Below are 14,539 nucleotides of genomic sequence, written 5' to 3'. Positions count from 1 at the left end.
GTACGCAACCACGGCATCACTCCCCACGGTAGGCACATGCGACCACTCTGAGTGACGTGAATCAGAAGCCCGACGCCCCCGGACACCCCGTCCGCAACTTCAGCGTGCTGCTGTCCCCGACCCCCCGGGGTGCCCGCCTCGCCCGCCTGCTCGCCACGGAACAACTCCGCCGTTGGGGACTCCCGTTGGACCCGGCCCAGCTCATCGTGGCGGAACTGGCCAACAACGCCGCCACCCACGGCCGCGTCCCCGGCCGGAACTTCCAGCTCCTGCTCTACGTGGTCGGCACGACGCTCCGCATCGAGGTCACGGACACGTGCGGTGACGAACTCCCGCACCACGAAGCCCCCGACCCCACCGCCGAATCCGGCCGCGGCCTCACCCTCGTGACCGCCCTCGCCGACCGCTGGGGCGTCGCCCGCAGCCTGCCACCCCGCAAGACGGTCTGGGCCGAAGTCACCGTCCGCACCGCGCTGTCACCGGAACTTGACCGCCCAATCTCCGGTCCCACCTGCGCTCCCTATGTACTACCCACTGGGGAGAAAGCACCCCGCCAAGCCCCACCCCTCCCTCCCGCCGAGCAAACTCACTCCCGCGAGTGAATATGCCCAAGTGGGCTGGATATGGGCCCGGTTGCCTGCCTTACGCTCAGCGCCAGCAGCACACGACAACCCCAAGACATGCGACGGCCCTCGCCGGGACTAGCACTCCCAAGGCGAGGGCCTGACCACCGAGGAAGAAGAGAGCTTCCCGATGGATAGCGAAAACCCTAGCGCGCCCGCGCGCGCCCAGTCCCGTATCCGGCGCAAGAACCACCCCGACGGGCACCGGACCGCCGGCGTCGTCCACGACCACGTCCGCCACACCGAGAACTTCACGGTGATCGGCAACGACCTGGTCCAGCACCCGGACCTGTCCCTGCTCGCCATCGGACTGGCCTGCCACATCCAGTCCGTACGGCCGGGCACCGCCGTCGACATCAAGACGCTCGCCGCCCGCTTCCCCGAGGGCCCCACAAGGATCGCCGCCGCCCTGCGCGAGCTGGAAGAGCGCGGCTACCTGCGCCGCACCCGCGAACGCACGGCGACGGGCCGGATCGTCACCCGCACGGTCTCCTGCAACCGGCCGGGCCACCGGGGCGCCCGCGAGCAGACCACCCGCAGGCCCGCCCGCCGCACCTCCCCCGAGGAGCCCGCGCCCCGCAAGCGACTGCCCACCGTCCCCCAGCCGTCGCGCCCCTGGACGGCCCTCCTCCAGACGGCCGTCGACGTCCTGTCGGGCCTGCGCCGCGAGGACCCGCGCCTGCTCCTGTCCGCCACGGACGCCGAACACCTCGCCCCCGGTGTCGCCGCCTGGCTGGAGCGCGACATCACCCCCACCGCCGTACGGCGCGCCCTCACCGAGAACCTGCCGCACGAGCCCCTGATCCGCCCGGCGGCCTTCCTGGCCCACCGCCTGACGGCCCAGCTCCCACCCCCACCCCCGTTCCGCCCCCCGGCGCCACCGGCCCCTGAACCCCGCCACCGGCTCCAGACCTGCGAAGGCTGCGACCGAGCCTTCCGCTCCCCCACCCCAGGCCACTGCCGCGACTGCCGATCCGCTCGACATGTCGCAGGGCGCCTAGCATGAAGCCCCTGGGCAGAGACGACGAGGAGCGAGCGCCATGACCATCGCACCGGACAACGCGCAGCGGGGCGCTTCCCTCCTGTACCGGGCCATGCGCGACTTCGTGGAATCCACGGCCGGCACCCTCCCGGGCAAGTTCGAGATCACCAAAGAAGGAATCGTCGTCGACATGACGTCGCCTGTGCGGCCGCACGAGCTCACCGCGCTGCGTCTTCGGAAGCGCCTGGAGAAGGTGATGCCCGAGGAGATCGTGGCGCACGCGGGCGAACCCGACGTCGAGATGGTGCCGGAAGGCATCATGCGCCGCCCCGACCTCATGGTGATCGCCGAGGCCGACATGGAGGGGCAGGGCTCCTTCGATCCTCGGACGCTCATCGCCGCCGTCGAGATCGTCTCGCGCTCCAACCCGGACAACGACTGGGTCACCAAGCTGCGGGACTACCCCCTGATCGGCGTCCCGGTCTACGCGATCTTCGATCCCCGCACGGGGACGGGCGCCGTCCTCACCGACATCCACGCCACCCCCGACGGCCCCCGCTACGCCACCCGCAAGGATTTCGTGTACGGCGAGGACGTCACGATCGCCGACTGGACCATCTCCACCGACGACCTGCCCCGCTACGAGGACGCCAACTCGGGAGCTTAGAGAAGAATCGCCCCGCCGCTCGGCAACGATCCGACCCCACCGCCACCACCACCCCCGCTACGACCGTATGGTTTTCGCCATGGCAGTCCCAGAGGTCATTCCGATCGCCTACGAGCCCCACGGCCGCACCGAGGCGATCGGCTGTTACGAGGACGGGCAGTTCATGGGCTCCGTCACCTACGCCTTCCCCAAGGGCTTCGAGCTCGGTCCCGGCTGGGAAGAACAGAAACGCCTCTACGCGGTGCTGCACACCTTCGAATCCGACGGCACGTACCGCGACTCGGAGATCTGGTGCGCGGGCACCTGGGCCGAGCAGCAGCGCGACCCCGACGGCCCGGACTCGGTGCTCTCCCGGGCCCGCGTGCACCTCGCGACCCGGCTGCGCGGCCTCCCCCGGCGCACGTACACGGACATCGCCGTACGGCCCTTCCAACTGACCGTCGACAACGTCCTGTTCGGTCTCGTGACCGGCGAGGACGACGGGGAGGGCTGGGCCGAGCTGTACCCGGACCACCTGGGGTTCGGCGAGCCGTGGGACGGAACGTACGACACCTGATCCCATACGATGGCTGGCCTACCAAGGGGGGTCATCCATGGCACTGTTCGGCAACGCCCACACCATCGACCAGGGGCAGGCGCAGCAGGACTACGCGCGGCTGCTGGGGCACGGGGAGCAGGTGCACGCGGCGTACCTGCTGATACGGGACACCATCCTGTTCACCGACCGGCGGCTGATCCTGGTCGACAAGCAGGGGATCACCGGCAAAAAGGTGGAGTACCACTCCATCCCGTACCGCAGCATCACGCACTTCGCGGTGGAGACCGCCGGGACCTTCGACCTCGACGCCGAGCTGAAGATCTGGGTCTCGGGCAACTCCGTCCCGATCGAGAAGACGTTCACCAAGGGCGTCGACATCTACGAGGTGCAGGCGATCCTGACGCAGTTCGTCGCCGGGTAGGACCATAATCGGCGGATCATGATCCCGAGCCGCCGTCATCTCACCACCGACGTCCTGACCGTGGGCGCCCGTTACGCACTCGTCCTGGCCGGCGAGTGCGCCGTACGGGCCCACGGGCTCGCGCCCGCGCCGCGGCGGGAGGCGCCCCCGCGCGACGTGGGCGCGGAGGCGTTGGAACTGCCGGGCGCGGAGGACCACCGGCGTCGGCGCCGGCCGCGCCCGCTGGAGTTCGCCACGCAGGCCGCCGAGCCCATGGACCGGCTAGCAGCCGTGCTCCGCGCCGGGCTCGCCGAACGCGGCTGGGACGTACGGCCCGTGGAGACCGACCCGCTGTCGGCGCGGCTGCTCGTCACCGACCCCGACACCGGCGAGGAACGCACGGTCGACGTCGTCAAGGAGACCTTCTGGCGGCCCCCGGTCACCACCGACCTGGGCCCGGCGCTCGCCCTGGAGGACGTCATCGGCACCAAGGTCCGGGCCCTGACCGACCGCGGCACCGCCCGGGACGTCGTCGACGTGTATCTGGCCGCGCCCGGCTGGAGCTTCCCCGACCTGGAGGAACAGGGCCGCCGGCACGCCTGGGACACGTTCGACCCCGCCGATCTGCAGTCCCGGCTGGAGGCGACGGACCTGCTGGACGACCGCGAGTTCACCGCCCGGGGCCTCGCCGAGGACGCCGTGCCGGAGCTGCGCCGCTGGATCCGTGCCTGGGCCGACGACATCGCGGAACGCCTGCTGGAGGAGGAGGCCCTGCGGCCACCCCCCGAGGAGTGAGAACCGGCCAGGCCCACCTCGCCATTCACCCGGCTTCACCTGCGCAAACGCCCTCCCGGGAAGATCCCTGCCACTGGTAGCATTCGGCCACTTGTGCGAGGGCAGGGGCCCTCGTAGGGGAGGGAACCTCACGTGGGCAGACACGCCCTGAGACGGGGCGGTCGCGCCGTCCTGGTCTCCACGCTGACGGCCGCCCTTGCGGCCGGCACCATCACCTTCTTCTCCGGGGCGCGGGACGGCCGCGCCGAGGCGGCCACCACGAACGCGGCGCCCGCCACCACGGAGATCGTCCTGGACGCCCCGCGCGACGAGACCCGGCGCAGCGACCGGGTGCTCGTGGCCGGCGAGACCGGCTTCCTGCACCGGCAGGCCAGTGTCGCGGGGCTGCTCTGGACGGACTACGACGACGGCACCACCGTCACCGTCGAGGACGCGTCCGGCGTCTACAAGCCGACCACCACCAGCTGCTACGACCTCGGGTCCCGCTGCGCCTCCGGCGTGTTCGGGCAGGGCGCCGACACCGTCGCCCTGCCGCACCGCAGCTACGGCGACCCGGTGACCCTGTGGAGCCCGGGCGGCGGCGCCCTGCGGACCGTGGACCTGCGCTCGTCCGCGTCCCGGATCGGCACCTACGGCACGACCACGGTCGCGATCGAGCGCGAGGGCGAGGGATACGTCCCGCACCTGGTCGACCTGGTCGACGGCGCCCAGCGCGACCGGGCGGTCACCGGGTTCCCGGCCGGTGGTGTGTGGGAGAACAACTTCGGGCGCACCGGCGACGCGAAGGGCGCCCTGCTGACCTACCCGGACCGCGACGCGAACGGCGACCTGACGACGTACACCGTCGCCTACCTGGACTTCGCGGACGCGCACCTCACCCCCGTCTTCACCGGCCTGTCCCGCGAGACGACCCCCGAGGTGCTCCTCACCGAGGACCGCGTCGGCTGGTACACCAAGGCCGCCGGTCTGCACCTCAAGCCGCGCGCCGACCTCACCGCGGCGGAGACCGTCCCGGTGCCCGGCTCCGACGACACCACCACACCGGTCCCCACCCCGGCCCTGGTCGGCGACTGGCTGGTCCTGGCGGGCGCCCCCGGCGTCAAGGCGGTCTCGCTGACCGACGGCACCAGCAGAACGCTGCTCAGCGCGTCGTACGCCAACCCGGTCGCCACTCCCGATGGCGGCGCCCTCGTCACCGGCGGCACCACCTCCGCCGACTGGTGGGTGCAGCGCGTGAGCGCCGGACCCGACGGCACCCCGCAGCTGACCAAACTGGTCAAGGTGGCGCCGTACGAGAACACCAAGACCGGCATCGCCCTCGCACGCGGCAGTCTGCGCGTCGCCGAGGACGACCCGAACCGCTCGGCCGACAGCACCTCCGTGCGCGCGCTCACCACCGACGGCGGCGCGAAGCTCACCGCGTCCGCCGCCACGGCGAGCACCTCGATCGTCGCCAAGTGCCCCTACCCGGACACCGCCTGCTCGGCGCTGTGGGGCCGCTACCGCGACGGCCGCTCCAGCGACGTTCACCTCAGCACGTACTACGACGGCGACGAGGGCGGCAGCGGCCTGGACAACGCCGACCGGATCGACTCCATCGGCTCGCACACGCTGGAGTTCCACACGGCGGGCGGCACCCTCGTGGACGTCTCCGACGACCACGCCGTCTACAACTCGGGCGGCTCCTCCCCGATGCAGTACATCGGCGAGTTCGGCCAGGGCCAGCAGCTGAAGCGGTCCGTCCGGGCCGCCGCGCTGAACGGCCCCACCCTGTGGAGCGCCACCACGACCGCCGGGCAGCTCACCTCGTACAGCCTGATCACGGACAAGACCCTCGCCACGGTCACCGTGCCCGGCCTGTCCTGTGTGCCGAGCGAACTCCAGGCGGCGGGCCGCTGGGTGTACTGGGCCTGCGGGACCGCCTCGGCGGGCGTGTACGACAGCACGGCCCGCACCTCCCGGGCGGTCACCCCCGGCGACGTACTGCTCGGCGACGGGTTCACCGTCCGCCACGACCACGCGGCCGGCCGGCTGGTCCTCACCGAGGCGGCGACCGGCACCACGCGGATCATCGCCTCCGGGCTGCCGGACAAGGGACCCGCCGACCGGCGCTACCGCTGGGCCGTCGACGAGTACACCGGCCTGGTCGCCTGGTTCGACTCCTTCGAGCAGACCCATGTCGCGACGACCGGTGTCACGCCGTCGCCGCTGACGGCCTTCGAGACCAAGGTGTCGAGCTATGTGGACAGCGCCGAGCCGCTCACCGGCTTCTGGTACCTGTCCCGTCCGGTCGGCTCGTGGTCGCTGACCCTGACGTCGCTGCAGAGCGGCGCCGCGGGCAAGGCCACCCGCACGATCACCGGTGGCGCCGCGCAGGACCTGGTGTCGGCCACCTGGAACGGCAAGACCTCGGGCGGCAGCTGGTTCCCGACCGGGAAGTTCACCTGGACGCTGAAGGCGACCGCCCAGGGGACGTCCTCCGCGCTCACCGTGAGCTCGGGCTCCGCCTTCCTCTCGCGGGGCGCGGCCGTCCGCCACGACCACACCAGCCCCGACGGGCCCGACGGCCGCGGCGACCTGCTCACCCTCAACTCCTCGGGCGGGCTGACGTTCCACAGCGGCACCGGCACCGGCAAGTTCAGCTCGAAGTACACCGGCAGCGGCTGGGCGACGAGCGTTCTGGCCGTTCCGTTCGGCGACCTGAGCGGGGACCGCTGCAACGACGTCCTGGTCCGCTACAGCAGCGGCGCGCTGCGGCTGTACAAGCCGGGCTGCGGCAAGGCGGTGACACCCTCGACGTCGTACACGACGCTGGCGAGCAGCGGCTGGACCCAGTACAACGTGCTGACCTCGCCCGGTGACGTCACCGGGGACGGCCGTCCGGACCTGATCGCGCGGGCGTCCTCGACCGGCACGGTCTATCTGTTCAAGGGCACCAGCACCGGCAAGCTCTCCTCCCGGGTCACGCTCTACTCGAACTGGAAGAGCCACCGGAAGATCGTCGGCGTCGGCGACATCACCGGCGACGGCAAGGCGGACCTGCTCGTGCAGGACTCGGCGAACACGCTGTGGCGCTACAACGGCAAGGGCGACGGCACCTTCGCCGCCCGCGTGAAGGTCTTCTCCGACTGGGGCGGCTCCTACAACACCGTGGTCGGCGTCGGCGACATCACCGACGACGGCAAGCCGGACCTGGTCTCCCGGGACAGCAACGGCTACCTGTGGCGCAACAACGGCGACGGCAAGGGCTCGTTCGGCTCGCGGACGCAGATCGCGACCGGCTGGAAGGGCTACAAGTTCGTGTCCTGACCCTCCTCGGGCCGGCCATGCGAAAGGGCGGTGGCCCGGAACCCCGCGGTTCCGGGCCACCGCCCTTTTGTGCGTCGCGACTACTTCGGCTGGGGCTTGCGCACCGACAGGTGCAGCTCCTTCAGCCGGGCCTCCTCCAGCTCCGTCGGCGCGCCCATCATCAGGTCCTGGGCGTTGCCGTTGAGCGGGAAGGCGATCGTCTCGCGGATGTTCGGCTCGTCGGCGAGCAGCATCACGATGCGGTCGACGCCGGGGGCGATGCCGCCGTGCGGCGGGGCGCCGAAGCGGAACGCGCGCAGCATGCCGGCGAACTTCTCCTCGACCGTCTCACGGTCGTAGCCGGCGATCTCGAACGCCTTGAGCATGATCTCGGGCTCGTGGTTCCGGATCGCGCCGGAGGACAGCTCGACGCCGTTGCAGACGATGTCGTACTGCCAGCCCAGGATGTCCAGCGGGTCCTGGGTCTCCAGGGCCTCAAGACCGCCCTGCGGCATCGAGAAGGGGTTGTGCGAGAAGTCGATCGTGCCGGTCTCCTCGTCCTTCTCGTACATCGGGAAGTCGACGATCCAGCAGAAGCGGAAGACGTTCTCCTCGAAGTGGCCGGCGCGCTTGGCGGCTTCGACGCGGACCGCGCCCATGATCTTCGAGACCTCGTCGAACTCACCCGCGCCGAAGAACACCGCGTGGCCGGGGGCCAGTGCGAGGCGCTTGGTCAGCTCGGCGACGTTCTCCTCGGTGAGGAACTTGGCGATCGGGCCGGTCAGGCCGCCGTCCTCGCCGACCCGCACCCAGGCGAGGCCCTTGGCGCCCTGGGAGACCGCGAAGTCACCGAGCTGGTCGAAGAACTTGCGGGGCTGGGCGGAGACGTCCGGCACCGGCAGCGCGCGCACGTGCTTGCCGGCGAACGCCTTGAACTCCGAGCCCTCGAAGATGTCGGTGATGTCGACCAGTTCGAGCTGAGCGCGCAGGTCCGGCTTGTCGGAGCCGTACTTCAGCATCGCCTCGCGGAACGGGATGCGGGGGAACGGCGAGGTGACGTGGCGGCCGTTGCCGAACTCCTCGAACAGCTCGGTCATGAGCTTCTCGATCGGCTGGAAGACGTCCTCCTGCTCGACGAAGCTCATCTCGACGTCGAGCTGGTAGAACTCGCCCGGCGAGCGGTCGGCGCGGGCGTCCTCGTCGCGGAAGCAGGGCGCGATCTGGAAGTAGCGGTCGAAGCCCGAGATCATCAGCAGCTGCTTGAACTGCTGCGGCGCCTGCGGCAGGGCGTAGAACTTGCCGGGGTGCAGCCGGGACGGGACCACGAAGTCGCGGGCGCCCTCGGGGGAGGTCGCGGACAGGATCGGCGTCGCCATCTCGTTGAAGCCGAGGGCGACCATCTTCGAGCGGATCGAGGCGATGACCGACGACCGCAGCATGATGTTCTTGTGCATGCGCTCGCGGCGCAGGTCCAGGAAGCGGTACTCCAGACGCCGCTCCTCGTTGACCCCGTCCTCGGCGTTGATCGTGAACGGCAGCGGGGCGGCGGCGCCGAGCAGCTCGACCTCGCCGACCTCGACCTCGATCTCGCCCGTGGGCAGGTCGGGGTTCACGTTCTCGGCGCCACGGGAGACGACCTTGCCGTCGACGCGGACCGTGGACTCCTTGGAGACCTTGTCCAGGGCCTCGTAGGCGGGGGTGCCGGGGCGGGCCACGAGCTGCGTGATGCCGTAGTGGTCGCGCAGATCGATGAAGAGGATGCCGCCCAGGTCGCGCCGATTGTGCAGCCAGCCACTCAGCCGGACGTCGGTGCCGACGTCAGAGGAGCGGAGCTCGCCGCAGGTGTGGGACCTGTACCGATGCATCGTCGTTCATCCAGTCTTCGCGGATCGGGGGCGTGGTTCCCGTGAGGGAGAGGCTTTGTTTCACGTGAAACTCCACCCAAGCCTACCGGGCAGCCCGTGATCGCCTCCCCACCGTTTTCCCGCGCCCGGAACCGCCGGACCGCGACGGCTTCGGTGGCAGTAAGCGATCAGCTCTTCTTAGAGTGGGGCCATGCGCACTGGTGAGGCCCTGCCCGCCGTGGAGGAGGTCCTCACCGTCCTCGCGACGGGTTTGTGGCACTGGGACACCGAGACGGGGCTGGTCACGGTCGACGCGGAGGCGGCACGGCTGCTCGGGCTGCCGGCCGAACCCCGCACGCTCAGTCAGGCCCAGGTCCGCTCGCGTCTGCATCCGGTGGACTGGAACGAGATCACCTCCGTGATCCAGCTCACCGTGGCCGAGGGCACGCTCGGGGAGGTGCGCGTACGGATCATGGACGACCGGGGGAGGGTCGTCCGGGTCGGGCGCAGCCGTTTCCATGCCGCCTTCGACCAGGAGAAGCACACGTTCGAGGTGACCGGCTCCCTCCAGGAGGTCACCGAGCCGGCGCCGGGCACCTCCTCGGAGCGCACCGCCGTCACGGGTGACTGGCGCCGCTCACGGGAGGCGTTCCTGCTGGACGCGGGCCGGGCGCTGGCGGAGGCGCGCTCGACGTCGGAGGTGCTGCGGGTCGCGGCGGGCCTGGCCATGCCGGGCTTCTCCCCGGACGGGCTCGCGGTGTTCGGCGTGACGGGCGACCGGCTGACGGTCATCGGCTATCACGGGTACGAACCGGGCGACGAGGACCCCTTCAAGGGGCTGACCCTGGAGTCGGACTACCCGGCGTCCGAGGTCATCCGCGCCGGCCGCGCGGTCTATCTGTCCTCCCCCGAGCAGTACAAGGAGCGCTATCCGGCGACCTGGCCGATGGCCGCGCGCTTCCACCGGCGGTCCTGGGCGTTCCTGCCGCTGGTCGTGGCGGGCCGCACGATGGGCGCCTGGATGGCGGCGTTCGCCTATCCGGTCGCGTTCACCCCGGACGAGCGCTCGGTGCTGACGACGGTGGCCCGCATGCTCGCCCAGGCCCTGTCCCGGGCCGAGGCCGCCGAGACCGCGCGGGAGCTGACGGACGGCCTCCAGCGGTCGATGCTGCCCCGGCTGGGCCCCGAGATACCGGGGATGGCGGTCGCCGCACGCTATGTCCCGACCGGCGGCGGGCTCCAGGTCGGGGGCGACTGGTACGACATGATCCCGCTGCCCGGGGGGCCGTCCTCGGGCGGTGGCCGTTTCGCGCTGGTCATCGGCGATGTGCAGGGCCATGACGTGCGGGCCGCCGGGCTGATGGGCCAGCTGCGGATCGCCCTGCGCGCCTACGCCTCCGAGGGCCATCGCCCGGACGCCGTGCTGTCCCGCGCCTCCCGCTTCCTGCACGGCATGACGTTCGGCACCGCCGAGGAGGACCCTGCCGCGCTGCGCTTCGCGACCTGTCTGTACGTGGAGGTCGATCCGGTGACCGGGGTGCTGGAGGTCGCCCGCGCCGGTCACCCGGACCCGGCCATCCGGATGGCCGACGGCACGGTGCTGAACCGCTCGACGGCCGGCGGGCTGCCCCTGGGCATCGACCCGGACGCCGACTACCCCACGACCACGCTCACGCTGGAACCGGGCGAGACCATGCTGATCTGCACGGACGGCCTGATCGAGACCGGCGGCCACGACCTGGGCACCGGCTGGCGCCGGATCCGTACCGTCCTGGAGGGCCACGACGGCGATCTGGAGTCCCTCGCCGACGCGCTCGTCCAGGCCGTCCACGGCCCGTCCTCCCATCACACCCCCGGCCCGCTCGCCGACCGGCGCGAGGACGACATCGCGGTCCTGCTGCTGCGCCGGCAGGGCGAGGGCCCGTCCGGCACCCGGGCTCCCGGACGGCCCGCGGTCCGTCGCACGATGATGTCGGTGGCACAGGCGGAGCCGGAGCGCGTGGCGGCGGCGCGGCAGCAGCTGCGGGAGCTGCTGCACGACTGGGCGGTGCCCGACCAGGTCGACTCGGCGGTCCTCCTGCTCTCCGAGACGCTGACGAACGTCCTCGTGCACACCGACGCGGACGCCCTGCTGCGCGCCGAGGTGCGGGGCGGGACGGGGGACCGCCGGCTGCGGATCGAGGTGTCCGACACCAGCGACGACCTGCCGCACATGCGCCGGCCCGGAGAGCTGGCGTCGTCCGGGCGGGGGCTGATCCTGATCGAGCTGCTGGCGCACGCCTGGGGCGTCGACCCCCTGGGCGAGGGCAAGACCATCTGGTTCGAGCTCTACGAGTCCGGCGGCGGCGACGGCTCCGGCACGGCCGTGGCGCCGGGCGGGTCGGGACGGGCGTAACGCTCCCTCAGTTCATGGGCGACGCCGGTGGCGGCGGCCGTCAGGGGCACGGCGAGCAGCATCCCGAGGATGCCGGCCACGGACGCGCCCGCGGTGATCGTCACCATGACGACGGCCGGGTGCATCTGGACCGTGCGGCTCTGGATCATCGGGGTCAGCACATGCCCTTCCAGCTGCTGCACGGCGAGCACGATGCCGAGGACCCACAGCGCGATGACGAACCCCCGGTCGGCGAGCGCGACCAGCACGGCGACGGCACCCGAGATGAACGCGCCCAGATAGGGGATGTACGCCCCGATGAAGACGAGCGCGCCGAGCCCGACCGCGCCCGGTACGTCGAGGATCAGCAGGCCGACGGTGATGCACAGGGCGTCGATGAGGGCGATGAAGGTGGTCCCCCGCATGAACCCCTCGACGGCCCGGAAGGCCCGCCGGGCCATGGCCTCGGTGAGGTCGCCGCTGTGCCGGGGCACCAGGGAGCGCAGCACGCCGGCGGCCCGGTGGGAGTCGCGCAGGAAGAAGAACACCAGCAGCAGCGCGAGCACGCCGATCGCGATGGTCTCGCCGACCACGCTGACCCCGCTGATGACACCGGAGGCGGCGGTCCCGCCGAACTTGGAGAGCAGTTCGCGGGAGTTGCCGGCGAGGTCGTCCAGCGAGGTCCCGGCGGGCCCGAAGCGCTCGGTGAGATCGCGTCCGGCCTGCTGGAGCGAGGCGACGATCTCGTCACCGCTCTCCACGACGGCGGCGGCGACGATGTAGACGGCCCCGCCGACCACGGCCACCACGGCGACACAGGTGAGCCCGGCGGCCAGCGACCGGTTCACGCCCGCCTTGACCAGCCGCCGGTGCAGCGGGCCCAGCAGAGCGGTCCCGAGCAGCGCGAGCAGCACGGGGACGACCGCCGTGCTCAGCTCCACCGTCAGCAGGACGCCGACGTAGACGACCCCGGCGACGAGCAGGAAGACGGCACACCACGCGGCGAGGCGGCGGACGGGCCCGGGCAGCAACGGTGGGGGAGCCTGCACCCCTCCAGCGGATCATGAGCCGGGCCGGGTGTCGTGCGCGGCGATCCGGGCGGGTGACGGACGGGAGAAGGCCCGCGGCCGCACCGTGTCGGTGCGGCCGCGGGCCTCTTCGTGCGCCGTGCGCCGGTCAGTCCTGGTCGGGACCGTCGGCGCTCATGCCGTGCACCGCCGGGACCGTTCCGAGGCGGCCCTTCTGGAAGTCCTCGAAGGCCTGCATCAGCTCGTCCTTGGTGTTCATCACGAACGGGCCGTAGTGGGCCATCGGCTCCCGGATGGGCCGGCCGCCCAGGAGGACGACCTCCAGGTCCGGCGTGTGGGAGTCCTGCTTCTCGTCCGCGCGGACGGTCAGCGAGCCGCCGGCGCCGAAGACCGCGGTCTGGCCGAGATGGATCGGGCGGCGCTCGGCACCGACCGAGCCCTTGCCCGCCAGGACGTACGCCAGACCGTTGAAGTCCTCCCGCCAGGGCAGGGTGATCTCGGCGCCCGGCGCCACCGTCGCGTGGATCATCGTGATCGGCGTGTGCGTGATGCCGGGACCGGCGTGCCCGTCCAGCTCACCGGCGATGACACGCAGCAGCGCGCCGCCGTCGGGGGTGGTGAGCAGCTGGACGCTGCCGCCGCGGATGTCCTGGTAGCGCGGGGCCATCATCTTGTCCCTGGCCGGGAGGTTCACCCACAGCTGGAGGCCGTGGAAGAGGCCGCCGGACATGACGAGGGCCTCCGGCGGCGCCTCGATGTGCAGGAGGCCCGAGCCCGCGGTCATCCACTGGGTGTCGCCGTTGGTGATCGTGCCACCGCCGCCGTTGCTGTCCTGGTGGTCGAAGATCCCGTCGATGATGTAGGTGACGGTCTCGAAGCCGCGGTGCGGATGCCAGGGGGTGCCCTTCGGCTCGCCCGGCGCGTACTCCACCTCGCCCATCTGGTCCATCATGATGAACGGGTCCAGATGGCGGTAGTTGATCCCGGCGAACGCGCGGCGCACCGGGAAGCCCTCACCCTCGAAACCGCTCGGCGCGGTCGTGACGGTGAGCACGGGACGGGCCACGGCCTCCGCGGGCGCGGCGACGCGGGGCAGCGTCAGCGGGTTCTCGACGGTCACTGCAGGCATGTCGGTACCTCCTTGTGCGGCCAGTTTAGTTGAGCGTTGAACTTCTTGCCACCCCGAACGCAGAAAGCCCGGAGGGCATTCCCTCCGGGCGCTTGATCCGGGAAAGCGGCTCAGTGTGACAGCAGGCGAGCGGCGGGCGCGCCGGGGTCACCCGCTCCGGACCACCTGGTCCGGTGCGTTCCGGCCGTGCGGGCGGGCCGTACCGGCGGTCACTAGCCGTACATACGGCGCATGGCGAACTCGACCATCTGCTCGACGGCCTTCGCGTCGAAGACCATGCGGTGCTCGCCCTCCATGTCGAGGACGAAGCCGTAGCCGGTCGGCAGCAGGTCGATCACCTCGGCGCCGGTGATGACGAAGTACTTGGACTCCTTGCCCGCGTACCGGCGCAGCTCCTTCAGCGAGGTGAACATCGGGATCACCGGCTGCTGGGTGTTGTGCAGGGCGAGGAACCCGGGGTTGTCGCCGCGCGGGCAGTAGACCTTCGACGTGGCGAAGACCTGCTGGAAGTCCTCGGCGGTCAGCTGGCCCGTGGTGAACGCGCGCACGGCGTCCGCGAGGGACGGCGCGGACGGCTCGGGGTAGAGCGGCGGCTGCTGGCCGTACCCGCCGACGCCACCGGCCATGGGCTGCTGCGGCGGCGGGGCGTACTGCTGCTGCGCAGCACCACCGTCCATGGGCTGGCCGTATCCATACATGCGCGCAAGCGTACCCACGGCGACCGCGTCCATGGACCGGTACGGGCACCAAGGTCGTCCCGGTGGGACCTGTCACAGATCCGGGATCGGGGTTGCGTCTTATTACTGGCGGGTAGCATCATCGTAGCTACTTGTTGGTACGTGAACTAGCGCGAGGATCCAGTGCCTCGCCG

At 71.3% G+C, this 14,539-nt stretch carries 12 protein-coding genes; 8 read left to right on the top strand and 4 right to left on the bottom strand.

Annotated elements, in window-relative coordinates; all coding sequences use genetic code 11:
* The first annotated feature begins 56 nt into the window (after positions 1-56).
* The 7 genes from KBY32_RS16040 (at position 57) to KBY32_RS35860 (ending at position 7,314) form a co-directional block, all read left to right on the top strand.
* A complete protein-coding gene (locus KBY32_RS16040; protein ID WP_210980509.1) occupies positions 57-602 on the top strand; it encodes an ATP-binding protein in 546 nt (181 codons plus the stop codon).
* A gap of 151 nt (positions 603-753) precedes the next feature.
* Complete coding sequence (locus KBY32_RS16035; RefSeq protein ID WP_210980508.1) at positions 754-1,629, top strand: helix-turn-helix domain-containing protein; 876 nt, start codon at positions 754-756, stop codon at positions 1,627-1,629.
* Positions 1,630-1,663: 34 nt separating this feature from the next.
* Positions 1,664-2,272 carry a Uma2 family endonuclease gene (locus tag KBY32_RS16030; RefSeq protein WP_210980507.1) on the top strand — a complete coding sequence of 203 codons (609 nt, stop codon included), beginning with the start codon at positions 1,664-1,666 and terminating at the stop codon, positions 2,270-2,272.
* A 79-nt stretch (positions 2,273-2,351) separates the two neighbouring features.
* Positions 2,352-2,828, top strand: a complete 477-nt coding sequence (locus KBY32_RS16025; RefSeq protein ID WP_210980506.1) for a hypothetical protein — start codon at positions 2,352-2,354, stop codon at positions 2,826-2,828.
* 37 nt (positions 2,829-2,865) lie between these two features.
* Complete coding sequence (locus KBY32_RS16020; RefSeq protein WP_055621131.1) at positions 2,866-3,231, top strand: PH domain-containing protein; 366 nt, start codon at positions 2,866-2,868, stop codon at positions 3,229-3,231.
* Between the two features lie 18 nt (positions 3,232-3,249).
* Positions 3,250-4,005, top strand: a complete 756-nt coding sequence (locus KBY32_RS16015; RefSeq protein WP_055621130.1) for a nucleotidyl transferase AbiEii/AbiGii toxin family protein — start codon at positions 3,250-3,252, stop codon at positions 4,003-4,005.
* A 132-nt stretch (positions 4,006-4,137) separates the two neighbouring features.
* Entirely contained in the window at positions 4,138-7,314 is a 3,177-nt protein-coding gene (locus KBY32_RS35860; RefSeq protein WP_210980505.1) for a VCBS repeat-containing protein, read from the top strand.
* Between the two features lie 80 nt (positions 7,315-7,394).
* Here the strand turns inward: KBY32_RS35860 and aspS are convergent, their stop codons facing one another.
* On the bottom strand, positions 7,395-9,158 hold the full coding sequence (aspS, locus tag KBY32_RS16005; RefSeq protein ID WP_115504456.1) for an aspartate--tRNA ligase: 1,764 nt from the start codon (positions 9,156-9,158) through the stop codon (positions 7,395-7,397).
* 190 nt (positions 9,159-9,348) lie between these two features.
* Here aspS and KBY32_RS16000 point away from each other — a divergent pair, with 190 nt between their 5' ends.
* Positions 9,349-11,532: a SpoIIE family protein phosphatase gene (locus KBY32_RS16000; RefSeq protein WP_210980504.1), complete on the top strand. Its 2,184-nt coding sequence runs from the start codon at positions 9,349-9,351 to the stop codon at positions 11,530-11,532.
* On the opposite strand, the gene KBY32_RS15995 is transcribed toward KBY32_RS16000, so the two are convergent.
* The 3 genes from KBY32_RS15995 to KBY32_RS15985 form a co-directional block, all read right to left on the bottom strand.
* Positions 11,466-12,560 (bottom strand): AI-2E family transporter, encoded by a 1,095-nt coding sequence (locus KBY32_RS15995; RefSeq protein WP_210980503.1) that lies wholly within the window; start codon positions 12,558-12,560, stop codon positions 11,466-11,468. The genes KBY32_RS16000 and KBY32_RS15995 overlap by 67 nt on opposite strands.
* A gap of 127 nt (positions 12,561-12,687) precedes the next feature.
* On the bottom strand, positions 12,688-13,668 hold the full coding sequence (locus KBY32_RS15990; protein ID WP_055621125.1) for a pirin family protein: 981 nt from the start codon (positions 13,666-13,668) through the stop codon (positions 12,688-12,690).
* A 212-nt stretch (positions 13,669-13,880) separates the two neighbouring features.
* The gene (locus tag KBY32_RS15985; RefSeq protein WP_210980502.1) at positions 13,881-14,366 is read right to left on the bottom strand and encodes an SseB family protein; all 486 of its coding nucleotides are present in this window, start codon (positions 14,364-14,366) and stop codon (positions 13,881-13,883) included.
* Positions 14,367-14,539: the final 173 nt, after the last annotated feature.

The sequence above is a fragment of the Streptomyces sp. RK62 genome (assembly GCF_018070255.1).
GTDB classification, from domain to species: Bacteria; Actinomycetota; Actinomycetes; order Streptomycetales; family Streptomycetaceae; genus Streptomyces; species Streptomyces nigra.
Note: the sequence above shows the minus strand (reverse complement) of the source record. Positions and strands in the feature narration are given on the sequence as shown.

Excerpts from the sequence above, each read along its gene's own strand:
- KBY32_RS16000 (WP_210980504.1), top strand. The coding sequence starts at position 9,349 with ATGCGCACTGGTGAGGCCCTGCCCGCCGTGGAGGAGGTCCTCACCGTC.
- KBY32_RS16025 (WP_210980506.1), top strand. The coding sequence starts at position 2,352 with ATGGCAGTCCCAGAGGTCATTCCGATCGCCTACGAGCCCCACGGCCGC.
- aspS (WP_115504456.1), bottom strand. The coding sequence starts at position 9,158 with ATGCATCGGTACAGGTCCCACACCTGCGGCGAGCTCCGCTCCTCTGAC.
- KBY32_RS15990 (WP_055621125.1), bottom strand. The coding sequence starts at position 13,668 with ATGCCTGCAGTGACCGTCGAGAACCCGCTGACGCTGCCCCGCGTCGCC.
- KBY32_RS16030 (WP_210980507.1), top strand. The coding sequence starts at position 1,664 with ATGACCATCGCACCGGACAACGCGCAGCGGGGCGCTTCCCTCCTGTAC.
- KBY32_RS16020 (WP_055621131.1), top strand. The coding sequence starts at position 2,866 with ATGGCACTGTTCGGCAACGCCCACACCATCGACCAGGGGCAGGCGCAG.
- KBY32_RS16015 (WP_055621130.1), top strand. The coding sequence starts at position 3,250 with ATGATCCCGAGCCGCCGTCATCTCACCACCGACGTCCTGACCGTGGGC.
- KBY32_RS15985 (WP_210980502.1), bottom strand. The coding sequence starts at position 14,366 with ATGTATGGATACGGCCAGCCCATGGACGGTGGTGCTGCGCAGCAGCAG.
- KBY32_RS16035 (WP_210980508.1), top strand. The coding sequence starts at position 754 with ATGGATAGCGAAAACCCTAGCGCGCCCGCGCGCGCCCAGTCCCGTATC.